Source organism: Streptomyces sp. NBC_00775, assembly GCF_036347135.1.
Lineage (GTDB): Bacteria > Actinomycetota > Actinomycetes > Streptomycetales > Streptomycetaceae > Streptomyces > Streptomyces lutosisoli.
The window spans coordinates 3,729,187-3,752,709 of record NZ_CP108938.1 but is presented as its reverse complement, the minus strand read 5'-3'; the positions used below and the strand labels follow the sequence as shown (position 1 = coordinate 3,752,709).

Annotated in this window: 22 protein-coding genes; 15 read left to right on the top strand and 7 right to left on the bottom strand. The window is 69.4% G+C overall.

The genetic code is table 11. From position 1 onward, the window contains the following. Positions 1-446: 446 nt before the first annotated feature. The 8 genes from OIC96_RS16605 (at position 447) to OIC96_RS16570 (ending at position 11,039) form a co-directional block, all read left to right on the top strand. Positions 447-1,475 (top strand): ABC transporter permease, encoded by a 1,029-nt coding sequence (locus OIC96_RS16605; protein WP_330307093.1) that lies wholly within the window; start codon positions 447-449, stop codon positions 1,473-1,475. Positions 1,476-1,589: 114 nt separating this feature from the next. Then, positions 1,590-3,386, top strand: a complete 1,797-nt coding sequence (locus tag OIC96_RS16600) for an ABC transporter substrate-binding protein (protein WP_330307094.1) — start codon at positions 1,590-1,592, stop codon at positions 3,384-3,386. Between the two features lie 81 nt (positions 3,387-3,467). After that, positions 3,468-4,445 (top strand): ABC transporter permease, encoded by a 978-nt coding sequence (locus OIC96_RS16595; protein WP_327431482.1) that lies wholly within the window; start codon positions 3,468-3,470, stop codon positions 4,443-4,445. Positions 4,446-4,464: 19 nt separating this feature from the next. Then, positions 4,465-5,529 (top strand): ABC transporter ATP-binding protein, encoded by a 1,065-nt coding sequence (locus OIC96_RS16590; RefSeq protein WP_327431483.1) that lies wholly within the window; start codon positions 4,465-4,467, stop codon positions 5,527-5,529. A 56-nt stretch (positions 5,530-5,585) separates the two neighbouring features. After that, complete coding sequence (locus OIC96_RS16585; protein ID WP_406502281.1) at positions 5,586-6,671, top strand: ABC transporter ATP-binding protein; 1,086 nt, start codon at positions 5,586-5,588, stop codon at positions 6,669-6,671. A 182-nt stretch (positions 6,672-6,853) separates the two neighbouring features. Beyond that, positions 6,854-8,305, top strand: coding sequence for a hypothetical protein (locus tag OIC96_RS16580; RefSeq protein WP_330307096.1), 1,452 nt, complete (start codon positions 6,854-6,856; stop codon positions 8,303-8,305). Positions 8,306-8,415: 110 nt separating this feature from the next. Next, entirely contained in the window at positions 8,416-9,693 is a 1,278-nt protein-coding gene (locus tag OIC96_RS16575; RefSeq protein WP_330307097.1) for an AAA family ATPase, read from the top strand. Between the two features lie 104 nt (positions 9,694-9,797). After that, positions 9,798-11,039 carry a vWA domain-containing protein gene (locus OIC96_RS16570; protein ID WP_330310278.1) on the top strand — a complete coding sequence of 414 codons (1,242 nt, stop codon included), beginning with the start codon at positions 9,798-9,800 and terminating at the stop codon, positions 11,037-11,039. On the opposite strand, the gene OIC96_RS16565 is transcribed toward OIC96_RS16570, so the two are convergent. Then, positions 11,029-11,775: a class I SAM-dependent DNA methyltransferase gene (locus OIC96_RS16565; RefSeq protein ID WP_330307098.1), complete on the bottom strand. Its 747-nt coding sequence runs from the start codon at positions 11,773-11,775 to the stop codon at positions 11,029-11,031. The genes OIC96_RS16570 and OIC96_RS16565 overlap by 11 nt on opposite strands. Before the next feature lie 221 nt (positions 11,776-11,996). On the opposite strand from OIC96_RS16565, the gene OIC96_RS16560 reads away from it, so the two are divergent. Both OIC96_RS16560 and OIC96_RS16555 read left to right on the top strand, forming a co-directional pair. Then, positions 11,997-12,653, top strand: coding sequence for an HAD family hydrolase (locus OIC96_RS16560; protein WP_330307099.1), 657 nt, complete (start codon positions 11,997-11,999; stop codon positions 12,651-12,653). 117 nt (positions 12,654-12,770) lie between these two features. Next, complete coding sequence (locus tag OIC96_RS16555; RefSeq protein ID WP_330307100.1) at positions 12,771-13,157, top strand: VOC family protein; 387 nt, start codon at positions 12,771-12,773, stop codon at positions 13,155-13,157. A gap of 14 nt (positions 13,158-13,171) precedes the next feature. Here the strand turns inward: OIC96_RS16555 and OIC96_RS16550 are convergent, their stop codons facing one another. After that, entirely contained in the window at positions 13,172-14,209 is a 1,038-nt protein-coding gene (locus OIC96_RS16550) for an amidohydrolase family protein (protein ID WP_330307101.1), read from the bottom strand. A gap of 104 nt (positions 14,210-14,313) precedes the next feature. Here OIC96_RS16550 and OIC96_RS16545 point away from each other — a divergent pair, with 104 nt between their 5' ends. The 5 genes from OIC96_RS16545 to OIC96_RS16525 all read left to right on the top strand — a co-directional run bounded on the left by OIC96_RS16545 (position 14,314) and on the right by OIC96_RS16525 (position 17,220). After that, positions 14,314-14,817: a DinB family protein gene (locus OIC96_RS16545; protein WP_330307102.1), complete on the top strand. Its 504-nt coding sequence runs from the start codon at positions 14,314-14,316 to the stop codon at positions 14,815-14,817. 3 nt (positions 14,818-14,820) lie between these two features. After that, positions 14,821-15,213 (top strand): VOC family protein, encoded by a 393-nt coding sequence (locus OIC96_RS16540; RefSeq protein ID WP_406502054.1) that lies wholly within the window; start codon positions 14,821-14,823, stop codon positions 15,211-15,213. An 11-nt stretch (positions 15,214-15,224) separates the two neighbouring features. Then, complete coding sequence (locus tag OIC96_RS16535) at positions 15,225-15,689, top strand: GNAT family N-acetyltransferase (protein ID WP_330310279.1); 465 nt, start codon at positions 15,225-15,227, stop codon at positions 15,687-15,689. Between the two features lie 315 nt (positions 15,690-16,004). Next, complete coding sequence (locus OIC96_RS16530) at positions 16,005-16,523, top strand: SigE family RNA polymerase sigma factor (RefSeq protein ID WP_330307104.1); 519 nt, start codon at positions 16,005-16,007, stop codon at positions 16,521-16,523. Then, entirely contained in the window at positions 16,516-17,220 is a 705-nt protein-coding gene (locus tag OIC96_RS16525; RefSeq protein ID WP_330307105.1) for a hypothetical protein, read from the top strand. Before OIC96_RS16530 ends, OIC96_RS16525 begins: the two co-directional genes overlap by 8 nt. 165 nt (positions 17,221-17,385) lie before the next feature. Here the strand turns inward: OIC96_RS16525 and OIC96_RS16520 are convergent, their stop codons facing one another. The 5 genes from OIC96_RS16520 to OIC96_RS16500 form a co-directional block, all read right to left on the bottom strand. Next, complete coding sequence (locus tag OIC96_RS16520; protein ID WP_330307106.1) at positions 17,386-18,420, bottom strand: ABC transporter ATP-binding protein; 1,035 nt, start codon at positions 18,418-18,420, stop codon at positions 17,386-17,388. Positions 18,421-18,446: 26 nt separating this feature from the next. After that, complete coding sequence (locus tag OIC96_RS16515; protein WP_330307107.1) at positions 18,447-19,484, bottom strand: ABC transporter ATP-binding protein; 1,038 nt, start codon at positions 19,482-19,484, stop codon at positions 18,447-18,449. Positions 19,485-19,543: 59 nt separating this feature from the next. Then, the gene (locus OIC96_RS16510; protein ID WP_327431499.1) at positions 19,544-20,524 is read right to left on the bottom strand and encodes an ABC transporter permease; all 981 of its coding nucleotides are present in this window, start codon (positions 20,522-20,524) and stop codon (positions 19,544-19,546) included. 103 nt (positions 20,525-20,627) lie between these two features. Continuing rightward, entirely contained in the window at positions 20,628-22,385 is a 1,758-nt protein-coding gene (locus OIC96_RS16505; protein ID WP_330307108.1) for an ABC transporter substrate-binding protein, read from the bottom strand. Positions 22,386-22,466: 81 nt separating this feature from the next. Beyond that, positions 22,467-23,495: an ABC transporter permease gene (locus OIC96_RS16500; protein ID WP_327431501.1), complete on the bottom strand. Its 1,029-nt coding sequence runs from the start codon at positions 23,493-23,495 to the stop codon at positions 22,467-22,469. Positions 23,496-23,523: the final 28 nt, after the last annotated feature.

Genomic DNA, 23,523 nt, shown 5'->3' with positions numbered 1-23,523 from the left:
TACGCATGTAACACGTCCGTTTCGCGGGCTTCTCCCTCAGATCATTTTGTCCAGATTTTGGAAGATGTACGCGTGAGCTGTGATGGAACCGAGACCTAAAGGCAGTGGTCGGTATCTGGCTCATGTCAGATAGTTAGCCGCGTAACGCTCGGGTCAATGGGTCATGCGCTGTGGGGACAGCGCCGACTCACGAGCACAGTGGGGTGTTTGACCCTCCGTCAGGGGTGTCGGAGGTCAATCAGAGGCCCCTCCTGTCCGTGCACCGGTTGAGTCATGAGGAGGCACCAGATGCCAACTACGCGTGTTCACCTGCGAGTTGTCGCACGCCGCGCCCTGGCGCACAGCGACCGCTAGGCATACGTCTCTCCTGATCCGCATGGTCCGAACGTGGCCGCCCACACCCTGTGGCGACCGCGGAATCGGCGTACCCATGAAATGGACGAACCATGACGAGTCCGATCGAGATCGAGGGCGCGGCAGCCTCCACCGAGGTCGACGAGCAGACGAAGCAGAAGCGTTCCGCCGAGCCGGAGCTGCTGGAGGGCCGATCGCCCGGCCAGCTGATGTGGCGCCGGTTCAAGCGCGACCGCAGCGGTGTCGTCTCCGCGTACATCGTGATCTTCTTCTTCCTGATCGCCGCCCTCGCTCCGCTGATCTCGAAGCTGTACGGCAAGAACCCGTACACGCTCTACGGGCAGGACAACCCGCTGCTCCTGAACGACTTCAACATGCCGTCGGGTCCCAACGGCGGCATCACCTCGGAGTACTGGTTCGGGATCGAACCCACCCTGGGGCGCGATGTGTTCATGCAGCTCCTGTACGGCATGCGCACCTCGCTGTACACGGCGCTCGCGGCGACGATCGCGATGGTCTTCATGGGGGTGCTGATCGGTCTGGTCGGCGGCTACTTCGGCGGCAAGGTCGACTACTGGCTCGGCCGGCTCACGGACTTCCTGCTCGCCTTCCCGCAGCAGCTGTTCATGATCGCGGCGATGCCGGTGATCACCGTGGCGTTCGTCGCTCCTGACGAGGAGACGCCCACCTACATCCACGCGCTCGCGATCATCGGAGTCCTGTGGTTCCTCGGCTGGATGGGCCTCGCCCGGCTGATCCGGGCGGTCACGCTCTCGCTGCGCGAGCGGGAGTTCGTGGAGGCCGCGAAGGTCGCGGGCGCCTCGCCGTGGCGGATCATCCGCAAGGAGCTGCTGCCCAACCTCGTCACACCGATCCTGGTGCAGGGCACGTACATGCTGCCCAACACCATTCTCTCGGTGGCCTTTCTCTCCTTCGTCGGTGTCGGCTACTCCGAACCGACCCCCGACTGGGGCCGGATGTTCGCCATCGGGTCGGACATCTACGAACAGGACCCGGTCTACATGTTCTTCCCGGGTGTCGCCATGGTCGTCTTCGTCGTGGCGTTCAACCTCCTCGGTGACTCGGTCCGGGACGCCTTCGATCCCAAGACGGGCCGCTGACTCCGAGTACGGGGGTGCCGCTGCCACCCGGGAGCCGGCGACGACCGGCCGTGCACTGCCAAGCAGCACCAGTGGATCACTGATCACAACTCACAGGCAGGTGGACTCGACTCCATGAGCATCCTCAGTTCCCGCAGAGCGCGGACCGCCGTCGTCGCGGTCGCGGCCGGCGCCCTCGCGCTGGCAGGCTGCAGCAGCAGTGACAACGGCAACACCACGAACAAGAGCAAGGACAAGAAGGAGGCCGCGGCCCAGTCCGCGGCGGTCAAGATCGGCACCGCGGCGGACTCGACGGGGCCTGCCGAAGAGGTCACGGGCGCCAAGCCCGGCGGCACGGTACAGGTGTACGAGGAGGACGACTTCTCGCACCTCGACCCGGGCCAGATCTACGTCAGTGACGCCGGCCTGCTCTCCAAGCTCATCTTCCGCGGCCTGACCACGTACAAGGAGGACGCCAAGGGCGGCCTCACCGTGATCGGTGACCTCGCGACCGACGCCGGCAAGATGTCGGACGGCGGCAAGACGTGGACGTACACGCTGAAGGACGGCGTGAAGGACGAGACCGGTCATGTGATCGACGCGAACGACATCCGGCACACCTTCGAGCGGCTCTACGACCCGTTCATCACCGACGGTCCGTCCTACATCCAGCAGTGGCTGTCCGGTGCCGGCACCACGTACCGCAAGGCGTACGCGGGTCCGTTCAAGGGCAAGCACCTGCCGGACACCGTCCTCGCGACCCCGGACGACAAGACCGTCGTCTTCCACTTCTCGGCCGCCCAGCCCGACCTGCCGCAGGCGCTGGCCATGGCCGGCTACTCCGTCGTCCCCGAGAAGACGGACACCAAGGCCAAGTACGACACCAAGCCCGTCGCCGTCGGCCCGTACAAGATCTCGGAGTTCAAGGCCGGCAAGAGCGTCAAGCTGGTCAAGAACACCAACTGGGACGCGAAGACGGACGCCATGCGTCACCAGTACGTCGACGGCTTCAACATCGACATCAACCACGACGACGAGGACCAGACCAAGACGATCCTCGCCGACCGAGGTGACGCCAAGAACGCCATCATGATGACCGGTCAGGTCGCCACCACCCAGGTGCAGAAGGTGGTCTCCGACTCGGCGGCGATGAAGCGCACGATCCAGGGCTACGCCCCGTACGTGTGGCAGATGAACTTCAACATGGACCGCATCAAGGACAAGAAGATCCGCGACGCGATCACCTACGCCATGCCGTCCACCGCGGTGTACAAGGCAGACGGTGGCGCGTACGGCGGTGAGGTCGCCAACAGCCTGATGTCGCCCACCACTCCGGGCTACCAGAAGGACTTCGATCCCTTCGACCGGGCCAAGCACCCCAACGGTGACATCGCCAAGGCCAAGAAGCTGATCGAGGAAGCCGGCGCCAAGGGCAAGAAGATCGTCTACGCCTACGCCAACATCCCGGTCCGCCAGCAGCAGGCCGTGCTCGTCGAGAACGCTCTCGGCAAGATCGGTCTCGACGTCCAGAAGAAGGAAGTCGACGCCGCCACCTGGTACGAGCAGATCGGCAAGGTCGACAACGGCTTCGACATCTACATGACCGGCTGGGGCCAGGACTGGTCCTCCGCCTCCACCGTCTTCCCGCCGCTGTACGACGGCACGCAGATCCAGGACGGCGCGTCGAACTACTCGCACATCAACGACGACCACGTGAACTCGGAGATCGTCCGCATCCAGAAGATCACGGACACCGCCGAGGCCACCAAGGCCTGGACCGCGCTCAACCAGTACATCAGCGAGAAGGTCAACCCGGCGTCGCCGATCTACTACACCAAGGTGTTCCAGATCGCCGGCACCAACGTGGGCGGCCTGCGCTACTCCACGGTGACGAGCTACACCGACCCGACCCGGGTCTTCCTCAAGAGCTGACCACCCTCCCGGGGCGCACTCCAGCGAGTGCGCCCCGGGCGCTCCTGTCCCTGGCCGCCGTCCTGAGAGCAGCGTTCCGCCATGCTTCGATTCATCCTTCGCCGGACGTTCGGCGCGATGCTCATCCTCCTGCTGATCAGCGCCTTCACGTTCTTCATGTACTACGCGATCCCCCAGGACCCGGCCACCCTCGCGTGCGGCAAGAACTGCACACCGGACGCGCTGGCGATCATCCACAAGAACCTGGGGCTCGACGAGTCGATCCCGGTGCAGTACTGGAAGTTCCTCTCCGGCATCTTCGTTGGACGGGACTTCGCCGTGGGCCACTGCCCGGCCCCCTGCTTCGGTGTCTCCTTCCGTGACCAGCAGATGGTCTGGGCGACGATCATGGACCGCTTCCCGCTGACGCTGTCCCTCACGATCGGCGGCCTGATCGTCTTCCTCATCGTCGGCCTCGGCACCGGCATGATCGCCGCCCGCTACCGGGGAACCTGGCTCGACAAGGTCTTCAGCTCCATCTCGCTGGTGCTGAGCTCGTTCCAGATCTACTTCCTCGGCCCGATCATGCTCGGCATCTTCGTGTACAGCACCGGCTGGCTGGACAAGCCCAAGTACGTGCCGTTCACGGAGAATCCGGCACAGTGGTTCATGGGACTGCTGATCCCCTGGGTCGTCATGTCCGTGATCTTCACCGCCAACTACACGCGCATGGCGCGCTCGACGATGATCGAGCAGCTCCAGGAGGAACATGTGCGCGCGGCCCGCGCGAAGGGCATGACCGGCAGATACGTCTTCTTCCGGTATGCCTGGCGCGGCTCGCTGATCCCGATCCTCACCATCCTCGGCATGGACCTCTCCGCGCTGCTCGGCGGCGCCGTCGTCACCGAGTTCACCTTCGGTCTCGCGGGCATCGGCCGGCTCGCCGTGGACTCGGTCGTCGGCAAGGACCTGCCGAAACTCATGGGCGTGATGCTCTTCAGCGCCGCGTTCATTCTCCTGCTCAACGTGATCGTGGATGCCCTGTACGCCGTGATCGACCCGCGTGTGCGGCTGTCCTAGTGCTTGAGGAGACCTCTCAGTGACCACACTCACCAAGCCCGAGGACGGCGCGGCGCCGGCCGGCTCCGACGCGTTCCTCTCGGTCCGCGACCTCCAGGTGCGGTTCTCCACGGAGGACGGCGTCGTCAAGGCGGTCGACGGGCTCTCCTTCGACCTGGAACGCGGTACGACACTCGGCATCGTCGGCGAGTCCGGGTCCGGGAAGTCCGTCACCAACCTGACCATCCTGGGCCTGCACTCCCCGCTGAACACCACGATCGAGGGCGAGATCGTCCTCGACGGCAAGGAACTCATCACCGCCACCGAGACCGAGCTGGAGCGGCTGCGCGGCAACAAGATGGCGATGATCTTCCAGGACGCGCTGACCGCGCTGTCGCCGTACCACACCGTGGGCCGGCAGATCGGCGAGCCGTTCCGCAAGCACACCGGGGCGTCCAAGAAGGAGGCGCGGGACCGGGCCATCGAGATGCTGGGGAAGGTCGGCATCCCGCACCCCCAACAGCGCGTGGACGACTATCCGCACCAGTTCTCCGGCGGTATGCGCCAGCGCGCGATGATCGCGATGTCCCTGGTCTGCAACCCTGACCTGCTGATCGCCGACGAGCCGACGACGGCCCTCGACGTCACCGTCCAGGCGCAGATCCTGGACCTGCTGAAGGACCTCCAGCAGGAGTTCGGCTCCGCGATCATCATGATCACCCACGACCTCGGTGTGGTCGCCAACATGGCGGACGACCTGCTCGTGATGTACGCGGGCCGGGCGGTGGAGCGCGGCACGGTCCGCGAGGTGCTCAAGAGTCCGCAACACCCGTACACCTGGGGCCTGCTGGCCTCCATGCCGCGCCTGTCGGCGGACGTGGACGAGCCGCTGACCCCCATTCCGGGCACACCCCCGTCGCTGCTGAACCCTCCCTCGGGATGCCCGTTCCATCCGCGGTGCGCCTTCCGGAGCGAGGTCGAGGGCTCCGACCGGTGTGTGGACATCCGGCCCGAACTGCCGGTGGGGCGCGGCGCCGCCTGCCATCTCACGCCGGACCAGAAGAGCCGCATCTTCACCGAAACGATTCGGCCCAGGCTGGGCTGAGGGGACTGACTGTGAGCGACGCTGTGAGCGACGAGAAGACCGCGGTCGCGGCCGACGTGATCCCCGGGCAGCGGGACGCGGACCCGGCCGAACCGCTGATGCGGGTGCGCGACCTGAAGAAGTACTTCCCGGTGAAGGGAGGCTTCCCGATCCGCCGCACGATCGGCGACGTGCAGGCCGTGGACGGCGTCTCCTTCGACGTCTTCCCCGGTGAAAGCCTGGGCCTGGTCGGCGAGTCGGGCTGCGGCAAGTCCACGACGGGACGGCTGCTGACCCGTCTCCTGGAGCCCACGCAGGGCACGATCTCGTACCAGGGCAAGGACATCAGCCGCTCCACCCGGCGCCAGCTGGCCCCGATCCGCTCCGAGATCCAGATGATCTTCCAGGACCCGTACGCCTCGCTGAACCCCCGCCAGACGGTCGGCACCATCATCTCCTCGCCGATGGAGATCAACGGCGTCAATCCGCCCGGCGGCCGTGAGGCCCGTGTACGCGAACTCCTGGAGACGGTCGGCCTCAACCCCGAGCACTACAACCGCTTCCCGCACGAGTTCTCCGGCGGTCAGCGTCAACGCATCGGCGTGGCACGGGCGTTGGCGCTCTCGCCGAAGCTGATCGTGGCGGACGAACCGGTCTCCGCGCTGGACGTCTCCATCCAGGCGCAGGTGGTCAACCTGCTCCAGGAGGTCCAGCGGGAGATGGGCATCGCGTTCGTCTTCATCGCCCACGACCTCGCCATCGTCCGCCACTTCTCGCAGCGCGTCGCGGTCATGTACCTCGGCAAGATCGTGGAGATCGCCGACCGCACGTCGCTGTACACCGGACCGCGCCACCCCTACACCCACGCGCTGATGTCGGCCGTTCCCGACGCGGACATCGACGCCGAGAAGAAGGAACGCATCCGCCTCCAGGGCGACGTGCCGTCCCCGATCTCGCCGCCCTCCGGCTGCCGCTTCCGTACGCGCTGCTGGAAGGCGCAGGACAAGTGCGCACAGGAGGAACCGCCACTGATCCGGCTGTCGGGCAACGCCGAGGGGCATTTGACGGCCTGTCACTTCCCCGAGGACCCGACGATCGAGGCGCGGGCCGAGGACATCGTGCTGGACCCGGCGCTGGCGGCGCTGGAGGGACACGACGACTAGAAGCGGTCTCCGGACCCGGCGTCAGCGTCCCGCCGAAGCCGGGTCCTGGGTGGCACGTCAAGCGACGGCACCTGACGGAACGAAGGCACCTGACAGATCGCGGTCAGGGAGGTTATGCTCGCCGCGATGATGACTCCCTCTGTTCAGAGATTGGGGGCCCCGTCCACGCAAGGTGAGTGCTGATGCTCACTCAGACCGCGTACGGGTACTCCTCCCTTTCCTACTGGCGCCTTTCCTTCTGGCCGCGCGTGCGAGAGTTCGCCGTGCCGCCGTCCATGATCGAGACTGCGACCGTCCGCCGCTCTGCCGGGGACTGGGCGGGGGCGTGCGCCGCCGCAGGCATCGACATCGATTTCAACCTGCGTTCCGTGGCGCGCACTCATGGCCACGACCTCGCGGCCCAAGTCCGGGCAGATCTACGCCACTTGGCTCCCGACCTGCTGCGCTGGCACATGCCGAGGATCGCTCCTGACGGGCTGTTGCGGCCAGGGCTGACCATCGCTCTGGCTCGGTACGACTACGAGTACGGCGCGGCGGGGCGCGAGGGCGCGTGCCCGGTGCACCTCGTGGTCCGGACTCCGCCGGCCTGGGCGGACGGCGGGCAGCGGATCAGCCTCGCACTGTGGGACGGCTCCCTCGACGGATCCGCGTTCGGGGCAGGCATCGACCGGCATCCGCATCCGCATCCCCATCCAAGCCCGCGGTTCCGCCTCGACCTGCACCGCCACCTGTGGGACGCGCGCAGGGCCGATGAGCTGCGGGTCCGCTCCGGGGCCGACCGGCCGCCCGCCGACGGCCGTTCCGCGGACCCGGACCCGCTGGGGTTGGTGCCGCGAGGGCGCAGCTGTGCCGTCGACCGGTGGGCGGCTGAGGCGGGGATCCTGCTCCGCGCCGAGGGGCGGACGACCGGTGCCGTCGCCGTGCGGTTCGGGGGCCGGCACCGGCTGCTCCTGGACCTGGCCGCGGACGGGGACGGCCTCGGGCCGCCCGCCCTGCGGATCGCGGCGGCGCCCACGGACGGCACCTTCTCCGCGCTGCCGGTGCTGCCCGACGCCGCGACCTGGGTACTGCCCGACCTGGAACTGATCCGCACCGGTGCGATCGAGGCCGGTCAGCTGCACCCGCTGGTCGCCTCGGCGCTCGTACCGGATCGTTCGCCGGCCGGTTCCTCCTGGATTCCGGACCGGGCGGGACAACCGCGCATCGTGGAGTGCCGGGGCGCTCAGCACCGCATCGCCCTGGTCGACGGGGTACTGGCGCCACTGGACCACGACCCGGACGAGATCCGCCGCGAGGAACTGCTGGTCGCACTGACCGGCACTCCGCTTCCGTGCCTGCGGGCCATCGACGAGGCGCACCGCCGTCCGGACTGCCTCACCGGTGTCCGCGAACGCCTGCACCACGGCGACACCGCCGGTGCGCTGGCCGTCGTCGAAGGCCTGCTGGGCCCCGACGCGGTGCTGCGCGGCGGCGCTCTGCGGGACGAACTGGAGGCGGCCGCGCTGCGGCGGATCACCTACGGGCTGTTCAGGGCGGGCCTGGTCGGACCCGGACCTCGGTCCGGCCGCCTCACCCCGGGTCCGAGCCGTCCTCCCGGCCACCGCACGCACCCGCGCCACATGTCCCCTCGCTGACCCGGCTCTCGCCGACCCGGCTCTCGCTGACCGGGGGACGTCTGTCCCCGCGCCCACCTGGCCGTCCCCTGGGCCGACTTGGCCCACTATGAAACCAAAGGTGATGAAACATGACCATGTGCACCGCGTACGCTACTGCCGACGCCCCCTCCGACCAGGTCCACGCCTCCCAACTCGACGTCGCCGCCGAGTTGTTGACCCTGCTGCGCGACGCCACCACCGAACCGCGCCCCGACATCCAACTGGAGGCCCTGACTCTGGCCGTGGCCGCCGACCTGCCCGTGCTTCTGTGGGGTGAGCCGGGGATCGGCAAGACCGCGGCCCTGACACAGCTCGCCGCGGCGCTGGACCTTCCGCTGACCACGGTGATCGCCAGTGTGCACGAGCCGTCCGACTTCTCCGGGCTGCCCATCGTCGGCGACGACCCCGCGGAACAGGGCGTCCCGATGGCCCCGCCGGACTGGGCCGTACGACTGGTGCGGGCCGGCCGGGGGCTGCTGTTCCTGGATGAGCTGTCCACCGCGCCACCGGCGGTTCAGGCCGCCCTGCTCCGCCTCGTGCTGGAGCGGCGGATCGGTGCCCTGCGGCTGCCGCCGGGCGTCCGGATCGTGGCCGCCGCCAATCCGCGGTCCTCGGCGGCCGACGGCTGGGAGCTGAGCCCGCCGCTGGCCAACCGGTTCGTCCATCTCCAGTGGACCCACGACCACGACGTCGTCGTACGCGGCCTCGGCGGGACCTGGCCCCGGGCCACTCTGCCGCGACTCGACCCGGCGAGGCTGCCGGAGGCCGTCGACTTCGCCCGTCGTGCCGTGTGCGGGCTCCTCACCGGCCGCCCCAAGCTGGTGCACCAACTGCCCAGCAGTGAGACGCGTCGGGGCGGCCCCTGGCCGTCACCCCGAAGCTGGGAGATGACCCTGAGTCTGATCGCCTTCGCGACCGCGGCCGGCTCCTCCCGGGAAGTGCTTTCCCTGCTGGTCAGGGGCACTGTGGGGGACGGTCCGGGGCTGGAACTGCTGGCAAGCCTGGACCGGATGGATCTCCCGGACCCCGAGACACTGCTCGCCGACCCGGCCGGTGCCGCCCTGCCCGAGCGGGGGGATCTGCGCCAAGCCGTGCTGGACGGGGTGGTGGCCGCGGTCCGGAGGCGCCCGGAGAAGTCCCGCTGGGACGCGGCGTGGGCGCTCCTGGTCCGGGTGGTGGAGACGGGAGCCCCGGACCTGGTGGTCGTCCCCGCGACCACACTCGCCTCGCTGCGACAGGAGGACTGGGACGTTCCGGCATCGATCGAGCGGCTCGCCGGAGCGGTGTCCGTGTCCCGGCGGGCGGACCAGGCGGCAGACCGAGTGGCGGCCCGCGCCGCCGCCGTCGCCGCGAAGGCCGGCCGATGACCGCGGACGCACCGGTGACCGCGGACGTGCCGGTGACCGAGGAGGCACCGGTGACCGAGGAGGCACCGATGACCGCGGACGTGCCGATGACCCCGCACGCACCGATGACTCCGGACGCACCGGGGACCCTGGACCTCGACAAACTCTTCGCCGCCCGGCTTCAGGCCGCCCGCGCCCGGCCCTACTTGGCGACGGCGCTGTTCGCCCTGCACACCGTGGAGTCGCGGCGGGTGCCGACGATGGCCGTCGACCGGCACTGGCGTTGCTACGTCTCGCCGGTGTTCGTGGACCGGACGCCGGTGGAGGAACTGGCCGGCGTATGGGTGCACGAGGTGTCGCACCTGCTGCGCGACCACCACGGGCGCAGCGACCGGTTCGCGCGGCTGCACGGGCTGACCGGTCCGGCGGAACGGCTGCGGATGAACATCGCCGCGGACTGCGAGATCAACGACGACGTGTTCGGCGACGGGCTGGTCCGGCCCGAAGGCGCGGTCCAGCCGGGGTCTTTGGGGCTGCCCGCGGGGGAGCTCATGGAGGACTACCTGCGCCAGTTCCGGCTCGGGCCGCATACGCAGAGCCTCGCCTGGCTGGACTGCGGCAGTGGCGCCGACGGACTGGAACGGGAGTGGGACCTCGGAGCGGACGGCGCGCACGGCCTCAGCGCGCAGGAGCGGGACGCCGTGCGGTTCCGGGTGGCCCAGGGCATCACCGCCCGTCCGGGGAACACCCCGAAGGCGTGGCAGCGGTGGGCGGAGGACGCGTTCCACCCGCCGCAGCCATGGCGGGAGTTGCTGGGAGCGGCGGTCCGCTCGGCGGCCTCCGGACCCGGCGCCGGCGAGGACTACATCTACGGCCGGCCGTCGCGGCGCTCGGCCGGCGTACCCGGCGTCGTCCTGCCGAGCCTCCGCCGCAGGCCGCCCCGGGTCTCCGTCGTCATCGACACCTCCGGGTCGGTCAGTGACGCCGAACTGGGCAGCGCGCTCCTGGAGGTCTCCGCGATCTCCCGTGCCGTGGGCGGCCGTCGCGACCTGATCACCGTGGTGCCGTGCGACGCGGCGGCCCGCATCGCGCACCCGCTGTGCCGTGCCGAGGGCATCCCCCTGCTGGGCGGCGGGGGTACGGATCTCCGCACGGGCTTCGCCAAAGCCCTCCGGGTGCGGCCTCGCCCCGACGTCATCGTGATCCTGACCGACGGCCAGACACCCTGGCCGGAGACGCGACCACCGTGCCGGACGGTGGTGGGTCTGTTCCCCCGGCGGCGGGAGAACCCGTCGGACGATGAGGACGACCCCGACTACGAACCGGACACGCCGCCCGCGTGGGCACGCGTGGTGGTCATCGGGTGAGCTGCCGCTGGGCGACGGTGACGATTTCGGGGGCGGAGGGGGTGAGCGGCCCCCGCCCCCAGTCCCCGAACTGCTCCCGCACGACGAGCCCGGCCTCGCCGAGGAACCCGGACAGGCCGTCCGGGCCCAGGAACCGCAGGGTGCTGCGACTGAGCCGCGGTCGCTGCCACGCCGGGTGGTCGAAGGTCTCGGTGAACGTCACACGGTCTCCGAGCACGGGTGACTCGACCTCGTGCCAGACGCGTACGACTTCGCCGTGCGCGTCGGTCACTTCGCGCACGCGCTCCGGGGTCCAGGACTCCCAGGCGCGGGCGGCGGGGTTCCGCGTCTCGAAGACGAACCGCCCTTCGTCGCTGAGGGCGTCCCGCACGGAGGCGAGAGACATGCGTAACTCCTCGTTCCCGACGAGAACTTGGAAAGCGTGCCCGGTCATCACGACGAGGTCGAACTCCCGCTGCCAGCGGGAGCAGGCGAGATCCCCGAGCACCCACTCGACGGCGGCTTCCCGGCGCCGCGCCCGCACCAGCATGGCCGCGGCGGGATCCAGCCCGCAGAGCCGCCCCTGGTGCCCGGCCTCCCGGGCCCGCCCCAACAGCCGCCCCGTCCCGCACCCGACGTCAAGCACGGAACGCGCGGACATCACCAGGTCCAGGTAGAAGTCGTCGCTCGGTCCCCATGGATTGAGGGTGTCGTACAGGGCGGCGAGCGGGACTTCACTGAACGAACGATCAGCCATCGGAGCAGTCTCTCAGTCCCCGGGCCCGCTCGAACCCGTGATCGGGAAGGAATTCGGGAAGGAATTCAGGAAGGAACTTCGGGAAGAAGACACGTCGGGTCGCGCCGCCGCGGCCCACGGCGACCGGACGGGCCGAGAGGCCGCGCAACCGTTCAACACGGCGCGAGCGTCGGAACCGTAGAGTCGAAAAGAGCTGACAACTACGGGGAAAGGACGGGCAGTTGAGGAGCGACAACCTCGATGTCGGGTCGGTGACGCCGGTGCTCTTCGACGTGGACGGCGTACTGATCGACACCGCGGACGCGCACGGCCGGGTCTGGCGGGCCTGGGCGCGGCTGCACGGCCTGGACCCCGAGGCCGTCTGGCGGGCTACGCAGGGCAGGCGCCGGACGGACACACTGCGCAGGGTCGCCCCGGATCTCGACCCCGTCGAGGAACACCGGGTGCTGGACCGGCTGATGGCCGCCGAGGAGCCCGGCTTCCGCGCCTTCGACGGCGCCGCCCCCCTGCTGCACGCCCTGCCACCGCACTTGTGGGCCGTCGTCACCTCCAGCCGCGCGACCCCCACGGCGGCCCGCCTCGCCCGTACGGGACTGCCGGTGCCTCAGGTGCGGGTCTGCGCCGAGGACGTCTCCGAGGGCAAGCCCTCGCCGGAGGGGTATCTCACCGCTGCCGCGCGGCTCGCCGTCGACCCGGCCCGGTGCGTGGTGGTCGAGGACTCGCCCGCGGGCATCGAGGCGGGCCTCGCGGCCGGCTGCACCGTGTACGCCGTGGCCTCCACGCACAGCCCCGCCGAACTCGCCCGCGCCCACGTCTGTTTCCCCTCGCTGAGCGAGGCGGCCCGTGAACTGACCCCCGTGCACCCGTCGGAGGAGTGATCCCGCACATGCCCGAGCCCGGGGCCGCCCGCCGCCAGGCCGCCCGAGAACCCGAAGGGCCCGCGGCCGGGCCGAGGCCTCTGACACCCTGACGGTCCGAGGCCGAGGGGAGCGCCGATGCTGCACCACATCGAGTTGTGGGTGCCGGACCTGGGACGGGCGGTGGAGGCGTGGGGCTGGCTGCTGGAGGGGCTCGGGTGCGTTCCGTACCAGGACTGGCCGGAGGGCCGCAGCTGGCGTCTGGGGGAGACCTACCTCGTGGTCGAGCAGTCGCCCGCGCTGACCGGTGACCGGCACGACCGTCTGCGCCCCGGCCTCAACCACCTCGCCTTCCACGTCGCGAGCCGCGCCCGGCTCGACGCGCTGGTCGAGGAGGCGCCGGCGTACGGCTGGACGCTGCTGTTCCCGGACCGGCATCCGTACGCGGGCGGGACCGAGCACTGCGCCGCGTATCTGGAGAACGCGGACGGGTTCGAGGTGGAGCTGGTGGCGAGGGACGAGTGACGAGTGACGCGGTGTCAGTGGACGATCCGGCCGCGCAGCACGATGCGCCGGGGGTGGCGCAGGGTGCCGGGTTCCAGACGGGGGTCGGCGTCGTGGACGGTGATGTCGGCGAGGGCGCCCTCCGTCAGGGTGGGCAGGCCCAGGAAGGTTCGAGCGGTCCAGCTGGCGGCGCCGACCGCGGTCTCGGGCGGGAGTCCGGCCGCGATGAGGTGTTCGACCTCGGTGGCGACGTTGCCGAACGGCGCGGAGTCCGTGCCGGCGAGGACGGTGACACCGGCGTCGTACGCCTCGCGGACGCGGCGGATCATCGTGCGGTGGCCCTCGTGCCAGAGCCGGCCCCGGGCGTTGTCCTTGATGCGGGGTGCGCTGCGGGCGAAGGCGGTGAGGGTGGGGACGTACGAGGTCCCGTGCGCGGCCATCAGCGCCACGCTCTCCTCCGGCATGCCCATCCCGTGCTCGATCGAGTCGACGCCGGCGCGCGCCGCGCCCAGCACACCCTCCGCCGACTGGCAGTGCACGGCGACCCGCCCGCCCGCCGCGTGCACGCCGTCGACGACCGCGCGCAGCAGCTCGCAGGGCACCGGCGCCGCCTCGAAGTCCCAGTCGCCCATGAGCTTGCACCACCCGTCGTGGGCCTTCGCCTCGGCCACCGCCAGGGCGACGAGGTCATCGGTCACCGTGTGGAACCCGGCGCTCTTCGAGAGCCCCGCCCAGGCCAGCCAGCGCCCCGCCGTGATCATGCGCGGAGAGTCCGGCGCGTCCCGCAGCGCCGTGGGCACCTCGCCCAGCAGCCCGGGGAAGCGCAGGGCCGTGGTCCCCGCGTCGCGGTGGGCGGCGATCTGCTCGGCGAAGACGTCCGGGTCGAAGACGAGGGAGCCGTCGGCGGCCCCCGGGTGCGTGTGTACGTCGACCAGGCCCGGAAGCAGGAAACCGCCGTCGGCGACGGTGTCGGCGGGGGCGGTGGGGCGCTGGAAGGTGATCCGGTCGCCGAGTGTCCAGAGGTCGCGTACGACGCCGTCGGGCAGGACGGTTCCGCGCAGGTGGAGGGCCATGGAGGGAGAGTCTGACTCTCCCGCGCGGGCGTCGACAACCCCGTACGGAAGGCGGGTTCTTAATCGCTCGACATCGAACGGACGGCCGGGGATGCTTCACCCCGATGACTCGAACCGACACGCCTTCCGCCTGGGACGAACGCACCCAGCTGACCACCTTCCTCGACTACGCCCGCGCCACGGCGCGCGCCAAGTGCGAGGGCGTCTCCCCGGAGGACGCCCGCAAGGCCCCGCTGCCGGGCTCCCCGCTGATGACCCTGTGCGGACTGATCAGCCACCTCCGCTGGGTCGAGTACTCCTGGTTCCAGGTGGTGTTCCTCGGCGAGGAGGACGAGGGGCCCTGGACGGACGAGGACCCCGACCGCGAGATGCGTATCGCCGTCGACATCCCGCTGGCCGACCTCCTGTCCGAGTACGAGGAACAGGCCGCCCGCTACCGCGAGTTGGTCGCCGAGCACTCCCTGGACGACAAGGCCGAGCGCCCCATCCGCGACGGCCGCCATGTCGACCTCCGCTGGATCCTCCTCCACCTCATCGAGGAGACGGCCCGCCACAACGGCCACCTCGACATCCTGCGCGAACTGGCCGACGGCCGGACCGGGGCCTAGAACATGGGAGAACAAGGACCGTTGAACCCCACCATCCGCACGATCACCTTCGACTGCACCGGCGACCCGTACGATCTCGGGCTGTTCTGGAGCGAGTTGCTCGGCCGGCCGCTCGCCGACGACGACAAGCCCGGTGACCCGGAGGCGGTGATCGTGGACCCGTCCGGTGGGCCGACCCTCCTCTTCGTGCACGTTCCGGAGGAGAAGACGGCCAAGAATCGCGTCCACCTCGACCTCCAGCCGCAGGGACGCACCCGCGCGGCGGAGGTGGAGCGGGCGCTCGGGCTCGGGGCCCGGCAGGTCGCGGACCACACGCGGCCGGACGGTGGCGGGTGGGTCCTCCTGGCGGACCCGGAAGGCAATGAATTCTGCGTGGAGCGCGGGGAGTTGGGTTAGCGGTGGCTGATCTGCGCCTGGAGAGGGTGACGCCGGCCAACGTCGAGGCGGCCATCGCGCTGAAGGTGCGGCCGGATCAGGAACGGTTCGTGTCCCCGGTGGTGAAGTCGCTCGCCGAGGCCTATGTGCACCCTGAGTCCGCCTGGCCCCGCCTGATCTTCGACGGCGAGGAACTCGTCGGGTTCGTGATGGCCTTCTTCGGCATCCGCTTCGACCCCGACAACCCCGACGACCGCCCCCGCTCGGGTCTCTGGCGACTGAACATCGCCGACGGCCGGCAGGGGCGCGGCTACGGCCGGTTCGCCGTCGAGGCGGTGTGTGAGGAGATCCGTGAGCGGGGGCAGTCCCGCGTCACGGTGACGTGGGCCGAGGGCGAAGGCGGCCCCGAGGAGTTCTACCTGCGGCTCGGCTTCCGCCGCACGGGAGAGATGAGCGGCGACCAGGTCGTGGGCGAACTGGACTTGGACCGGGCCTGAAGATGAAAGGGGCCTCGTAGTCCTCGCCCACCCGTGAGGCGGCCTTGAGGGTAGCGAGACGAGCGCCCGCCCTCTGTTGCCAAGGCGGAGGCCTTGCCATGAGCGATCGGCAGACATGTGCCGCCAGCGGCCCCGATCATGCCCGCTCACAGCCCCTCGGATCCGGCACAGATCCGCCCATCGCTGATCCGGGCCGCTGCGGCAGGGCGGGAAACAGGTTGGGGATCTCTCGTAACATCGCGGCCGGCCCGAGCGTGTCCTAGGCAGCAGCAAGTGGGCAGCACGGGAACGTGCCTGACGGACGGGGGAACGGGGATGCCGGCGCAGCCGGAGGAATTCGACGTGTTCTACGCCGCCACCGCCAAACGCCTGGTCGCCCTGGTCTACGCGATGACCGGAGACCTGGGCGAGGCGGAGGACGCGGTGCAGGAGGCGTATGTACGCGCATGGCAGCGCTGGGACCGCCTCACGCGTGAGGGGGACCCGCTGCCGTGGGTCCGCACGGTGGCGATGCGGCTCGCGATCAGCACTTGGCGGCGCACCCGGGGACGGCTGCGCGCGCACTTCCGGCACGGCCCGCAGACGGACGTGCCGGAACTCTCCGGCGACCGGGTGGCGTTGGTGGCCGCTCTGCGCGACCTGACGCCCGACCAGCGGCAGGCGGTCGTGCTCCACCATCTCCTCGATCTGCCGGTGGAGCAGGTCGCCCGGGAGACCGGCGCTTCCAACGGCGCCGTCCGCACCCGGCTCAGCCGGGCCCGCAGGATCCTCGGCGAACGGCTCGCCGAGGTCGATCCCACATTCACCGGCGAGGGGGTGGCCAGCCATGGCTGAGGTCGAGGAACTGCTGGATGAGATCACGGTACGGATGCCCTCCGGGGCCCAGCTGCGTGCCAGGGGCGACCGGCGGCTCGCCCGGCGGCGGGCCGGCGCCGTGGCCGCGGCGGTCGTCGCGGTGGCGGGCGCGGTGACCTGGGCGGTGCTGCCGGGCAACGGTCCGGCGGAGGAGACCCGGCCGGCGAAGGCGCCCACCGCGACCGCCTCACCGTCGTCCGAGCTGGGCGACACGCCGTACAAGAAGAACGGCGTGGTGGACCTGCTGGCCGCCAAGAAGCTGCCGCTGTACGGGCAATGGCACTGGCAGCGGGACGACGAGTCGGACGATGCCCTGTCCATGGGCTCGCTGGGCGACTGCGCGGCGGTGGAGCAGGTTCTCAGGACGTCGAGCGGACCCTGGCGCTACAGCACCGCCTACCACGGGGACCGCGGGGCCAGGGCGGGCCACGACTACACCGAGTACGACGCCGGGCAGGACGGTACCGCCGCACTCGCCACCGCCCTCTCCGGCCTGGGCGAGGCCGCCTCCGGTTGCGGCGCGACCTCGCACGTGACAGCCACGGGCGCCGAGGGCCGGACGATCGACACCTACACGGGCACCGGCGAGAACAACCGCCAACTGCGGATCGTCGTCGAACACGGCCCCCGCTGGCTCTCGGTGGTCGAGGAGTACGGCGGCGCGCCGCGCGCCTGATGCCGGCCGTGGACAGACGAAGGCCCGTGCGCCCCGAAGGGTGCACGGGCCTTCCTTCCCCGGGAGCCGGGATCGTCATATGGCTCGGGTCAATGGGCCGACGTTTCCGGTCCCGTGAGGCGGCGCCCCGACGAATTGGGGTGTGTCAGGGCGTCGCCGGGGGTCTTACAGAGACTTGCGGGCCGCGGGCAGCGCCAGGTCCGCCGTAGTCTCCGGGTAGTGGCACGCCGTCAGATGGCCGTCCTTGTTGCCCTCGACCTGGACCAGCGGCGGAGCCTCCGTCGCGCACTTCTCCGTCGCCTTCCAGCAGCGGGTGCGGAAGCGGCAGCCCGACGGCGGGTTGAGCGGGGAGGGCACGTCGCCGGTGAGCAGGATGCGCTCGCGGGCCGGAACGTCGTCCGCCGTGGCCTCGGGGACGGCGGACAGCAGCGCGCGCGTGTAAGGGTGGCGCGGGTTCTCGTACAGGTCCTCGCGGTTGGCGATCTCCACGATCTTGCCGAGGTACATGACCGCCACGCGCTGCGAGAAGTGGCGGACGATGGCGAGGTCGTGGGCGATGAAGACGAACGCGATGCCCAGGTCCCGCTGGAGGTCCTGGAGGAGGTTCACGACCTGGGCCTGGATCGAGACGTCCAGCGCGGAGACCGGCTCGTCCGCCACGATCAGCTTCGGCGAGAGCGCCAACGCCCGTGCCACGCCGATGCGCTGGCGCTGACCGCCGGAGAACTCGTGCGGGAAGCGGTTGTAGTGCTCGGGGTTGAGGCCGACCGTCTCCAGGAGTTCGCGTACGCGGTTCTCCTGGCCGCCGGGCGGGTTGATCCCGTTGATCTCCATCGGGCCCGAGATGATCTTGCCGACCGTCTGGCGCGGGTTCAGCGACGCGTACGGGTCCTGGAAGATCATCTGGATCTCGGAGCGGATCGGCGCCAGCTGCTTGCGGCCCGCGTGCGTGATGTCCTGGCCGCGGTAGCTGATCTTGCCGCCGGTGGGCTCCAGGAGGCGCGTGATCAGCCGGCCCGTCGTCGACTTGCCGCAGCCGGACTCGCCGACCAGACCCAGGCTCTCGCCCTCGGCGACCTGGAAGTCGAGGCCGTCCACGGCCTGGACCGCGCCGATCTTCCGCTTGAAGGGGAAGCCTCCCATCACCGGGAAGTGCTTGGTCAGTCCGGTGACGTCCAGGAGGGGGTTCGTGTTGCTCATGATCGTGAAATCCCGTCTCAGTTACGTCAGTGCGACCGGGTCGCGGCGTAGTCGGCGAAGAACTCGTGGCGCTGGTCCGCCGTGAGGTGACAGGCGGCACCGCGCCCGTCCGTGATCGTCAGCAGCGGCTGCTCGGTGGAGCAGAGACCGCCCTCGATCTTCTCCGTGAAGGTGCACCGCGGGTGGAAGCGGCAGCCGGTCGGCGGGTTCAGCAGCGACGGAGGCGATCCGGGGATCGGGTTCAGCGGTACGTCCACCGGACCGTCCAGGGTCGGCATCGAGCCCAGCAGACCCCAGGTGTACGGGTGCTGCGGCTCGCGCAGCACCTCCTTCTTGGTGCCGCGCTCCACGCACCGGCCGCCGTACATCACCAGCACGTCGTCCGCGATGTCGGCGATGACACCCAGGTCGTGGGTGATGAAGATGATCGCCGTGCCGAACTCCTGCTGGAGGTCCTTCAGCAGGTCCATGATCTGGGCCTGCACCGTCACGTCGAGCGCCGTCGTCGGCTCGTCCGCGATCAGCAGCTCCGGGTCGCAGACCAGCGCCATCGCGATCATCGCGCGCTGGCGCATACCGCCGGAGAACTGGTGCGGGTAGTCGTCCACACGGACGTCCGGCTGCGGGATGCCGACGCGCTTGAGCATCTCGATCGCCCGCTCCCGGGCCTCCTTCTTGGAGGCGCCGGTGTGCTTGCGGTACGTCTCACCGATCTGCTTGCCGATGGTGTGGTACGGCGACAGCGAGGCCAGCGCGTCCTGGAAGATCATCGACATCTTGTTGCCGCGCAGCTGCTCCATCTCCCGCTCGGAGGCGGTCAGCAGCTCCTTGCCGTCGAGCAGGATCTCGCCGTCGATGGCGGTGCGGTCGCGGTCGTGCAGGCCGAGGATCGTCAGGTTCGTGACGGACTTGCCCGAGCCCGACTCGCCCACGATGCCGAGCGTCTTGCCCTTGGCCAGGTCGAAGGTGAGACCGTCGACGGCCTTGACGACGCCGTCTTCGGTGGAGAAGTGGACCTTCAGATCCCTGACGGACAGGAAGGGCTGCTGATCGGTGCTCGTCACGGGGACGCTCCTGAGGGGGGTGATGCCGGGGGTAGCTGTCGGGGGCGGGGTGCCCGGGGTCAGGCGAGCCGGATCCGCGGGTCGATGAGGGCGTAGACGGCGTCGACGGCGATGTTGGCGAGCACGATCGCGCCGGCCGACAGGACGGTGACGCCGAGCAGCATGGGCAGGTCGCTCTTGACCACGGAGTCCACCGCGAGGCGGCCGACGCCCTGCATGCTGAAGGTCGACTCGGTGATGATCGCGCCGCCGACCAGGGTGCCCAGGTCGATGCCGAAGACCGTGACGATCGGGCCCATCGCACCGCGCCAGGCGAATCGGAAGAAGACGTTCGCACGGGACAGGCCCTTGGCGCGGGCGGTGCGGACGTAGTCCTCGCTGAGCTGCTCGACCAGCTGGGAGCGGGTCATACGGGTGTAGTTGGCGGTGAAGATGATCGCCAGGGTCAGCCAGGGCAGCAGCAGTCCGGAGAACCAGGCGACCGGGTCCTCGGTGAGCGGCGTGTACGACGGCTGCGCGAACAGGCCCAGCTTCGAGACGAAGAAGAACATCGCGATGTAGCCGACGAAGTAGATCTGCAGCGAGGAGCCGAACAGCGAGGCCGAGCTGGCGAACTTGTCCAGGAACTTGCCCTGCTTGAGGGCGGCGAGCATGCCCGCGCCGACGCCGAAGATCAGGAAGACGACGGCCGCGCCGAGGGCGAGGGAGAGGGTCGTCGGCAGGCGGTCCAGGATCGTGCCGAGGACGGGCTCGCGGTTGGCGAAGGAGTAGCCGAGGCAGGGGGCGTTGCAGTTCCCGAAGCTCCCGTAGTCGCGTCCGACGAAGACACCCTTGAGCCAGTCCCAGTACTGCACCGGGATCGGGTGGTCGATGCCCAGGTTGTGCCGGATCTGCGCGAGCATGTCGGGCGTGCAGTTCTTGCCGCAGGACATCATCGCCGGGTCACGCGGGATGGCGTAGAAGAGCCAGAAGGTGATGGCGCTGATGATCAGCAGGATGACCAGTGCGCCGAGGACTCGGCGAATGAGGAAGCGGGACATGGGGGGCGTGACTTTCCGGACGGGGCGCCGTCGCCGGGGGCGTGAAAGGAGGAGGAGCCGGAGGGGGCGGCCGGGCGAACGGCCGCCCCCAGGGTCGTACGGCTTAGCTCATCGCGTAGAGCTTGCAGAGCGCGACGCAGGTGTTGCCGCTGTCGTAGATGACGTTTCCGACCTTGGAACCGTGCATCCAGTTGCGGATGGAGTGGTAGTCCGGGATCACGGCGGCCGTCTCCATGATCTGGCGGTCGATGTTGCCCCAGGCCTTGTTGGCCGCGGCGACGTCCGTGATCTTGGCGGCCGCGTCGATCGCCTTGTTGATCGTCGGGTCGTTCAGCTGGGCGTAGTTGCTGCGGCCGTCGCCGATGTTCTTGCCGCTCCAGCACGGGAAGAAGACCGAGTAACCGTTCGGCCAGTCCGGGCTCCAGCCGGCGGCGAACAGGTCGTAGTCGTTGTCGATCTTGCCGATCTGGGTGTAGAAGGTCGACTTGTCGACCTGCTTGTTGACGACCGTGAAGCCGGCCGCCTCCAGAGCGTTCTTGATCGCGACGGCCTGCTTCTGCGCGTTGTCCGAGGCCTGGTAGGCGATGACCAGCTTCTGGCCCTCCTTGCCGGCTTCCTTCAGCAGGGCCTTGGCCTTGGCCGCGTCGCCGCCGGGCTTCGTGGTCACGCCGTACAGGTCGAACTTCTGGTAGCCCGGGGTCACCGGCGAGAGGATGGTGGAGGCCAGCTCGCTGGTGGAGGCGCCGCCGCGGATCGTCTGCAGCTGCTGGTGCGGCCAGGCCCAGTTGATGGCCTGACGGACCTTGACGTCCGTGATGCGGGTCGTGTTGATCGGCCAGTAGTAGGTGACCGTGTCGACCTCGGTGAGGACGCGCGTCTTGAGCTTGGCGTTGGTGAGGACCGAGGCGATGCGCTCCGGGGCGACCTCGTTGAAGATCGACATCGCGTACTGGTCGTTGCCCGAGTCCGCGACGTAGCGGTCGGTCGAGGCCAGCGGCTCGAAGCCGAACTGGAAGACGTACTTGTCCGGGTAGTTGTTGCGGATCGAGTCGGTCTTCGGGTCCCAGTGCTCGTTGCGCACGTAGGTGAGCGACTTGCCGATGCTGCGGGCGCCGATCTTGTACGGGCCGCAGGAGAAGGGCTTCTTGTCGTACTTCTCCTTGGTGTCGTGCTTCTTGTTCACCAGGGAGTAAGCACGCATGGCCAGCGTGAAGTTGAAGTCGGTGCGCGCCTCGGTGAGGCTGAACGTGATGGTCTTGCCGTCGACCGCGATGGAGTCGAGGGACTTGCCGTCGTAGGGGCCCTTGTACTTGTCGCCGCCGACCAGCCACTGCTGGACGTAGCGGGGACCCTCGGTGACGAAGGTGGCGAAGAGGCGCTCGAAGGTGTGGCGCAGGTCGGCCTCGGAGATGTCCGTGCCGTCCTCCCACTTCAGACCGTCCTTCAGGGTGAAGGTCCAGGTCTTGCCGCCGTCCTTCATGGTGCCCGCGTCCGTGGCCGCGTCGCCGACCAGGGTGGCGCCGCCCTTGTCGTCGATCTTGTAGCCGGTGAGGCCACGCAGGATCGGGACGGTGATGGCGCCCTCGGTGGAGACGTAGATCTGCGCCGGGTCCAGGTGGTCCATGTCGAACTGGTCGAGCGAGTAGATCGTCCCGCCCTTGACCGCTCCCGTGACCTCCGGCGCCGGGCCGGTCGAGTCGGCCTTGGTGCCGACCGGGATCTCCTGGGTCTTGGAGCCGCTGACCTTGGGGACCTTGCGGGTCGACTTGTTGTCGCTGCCGCCGCCACACGCGGTCAGGAGGGACGACGAGGCCGCGACCACGCCGGTCGCGATCAGGAAGTTTCTACGGGAGAAAGACATGGATAAGCCTGCCTTATATGGACGATCGGGACGGATGAAGCCGGCCGGACGACACTGAACTGGCCGGGTGGAACGGGGTGGCTACCGCTTGGACTTCGGGTCGAGCGCGTCGCGCACCGAGTCGCCGAGCAGGTTGAAGGCGAGGACGAAGATCACCATCGAGAGGCCCGGGAAGAGCATGAAGGTGAGGTCCTCGGTGTAGAACTGGGCGCCGCGCTGGATCATGACGCCCCAGTCCGGGGTCGGGTCGATGATGCCGACGCCGAGGAAGGACAGACCCGCTTCCGCGGTCACGTAGGCCGGCAGCATGAGCGTGGACTGGATGATGATCGGCGTCCACAGGTTGGGCAGCAGTTCCTTGAACACGATGCGCCGCGGGGAGGCGCCGGTGACCTTGGCCGCCTCGATGTACTCCCGCTCGCGCAGACCGAGTACCTGGCCACGCAGCAGTCGGGCGATGGAGGCCCAGCCGAAGGCGGAGAGGACGAGGATCAGGGAGACGGCCCGCAGGGAGGTGGGGATGTTGTCGTCGGGGGCGACGAAGAGCCCGTACACCACCGGCATGAAGGCGATGAAGAACAGCGTGGACGGGAACGACAGCACGATGTCGATGATCCGGCCGACGAAGTAGTCGGTCTTGCCGCCCAGGTAGCCCGCGGTGATGCCGATGATCACGCCGACGACGGTGGTCAGCAGGGTGGCGGCCACGGCGAGGCCCAGTGAGGTCCGGATGCCGTACAGCAGGTACGTGAAGACGTCCCGGCCCAGCTGCGGCTCGATGCCGAACCAGAACTCCGAGCTCATCCCGCCGTTCGGACCCGAGGGGTAGGAGAAGGCGTCGAGGAGTTCCGGCCGCTGGCTCGCGTACGTGGTGTACGGGTCCTTGCCGTACAGCTTCGATATCAGCGGGGCGCAGATCGCGATCGCGAAGAAGAAGATCACGATATAGGCCGATATGACGCCCGTGCGGTCGCGTTTGAACCGCTTCCAGGCGAGTCGTCCAGGGGAGCGACTCTCCGAGCCCTTGGGGGTGGAAGACGGAGCCGAGGTTTTCTCGGTCTCGTCGGTCACCTCAAGCGGGGCGGCCGCGGAAGGAGTAGGGGGGGTCATGGTGCTCCAGGCCCGAAGGACGTCAAGG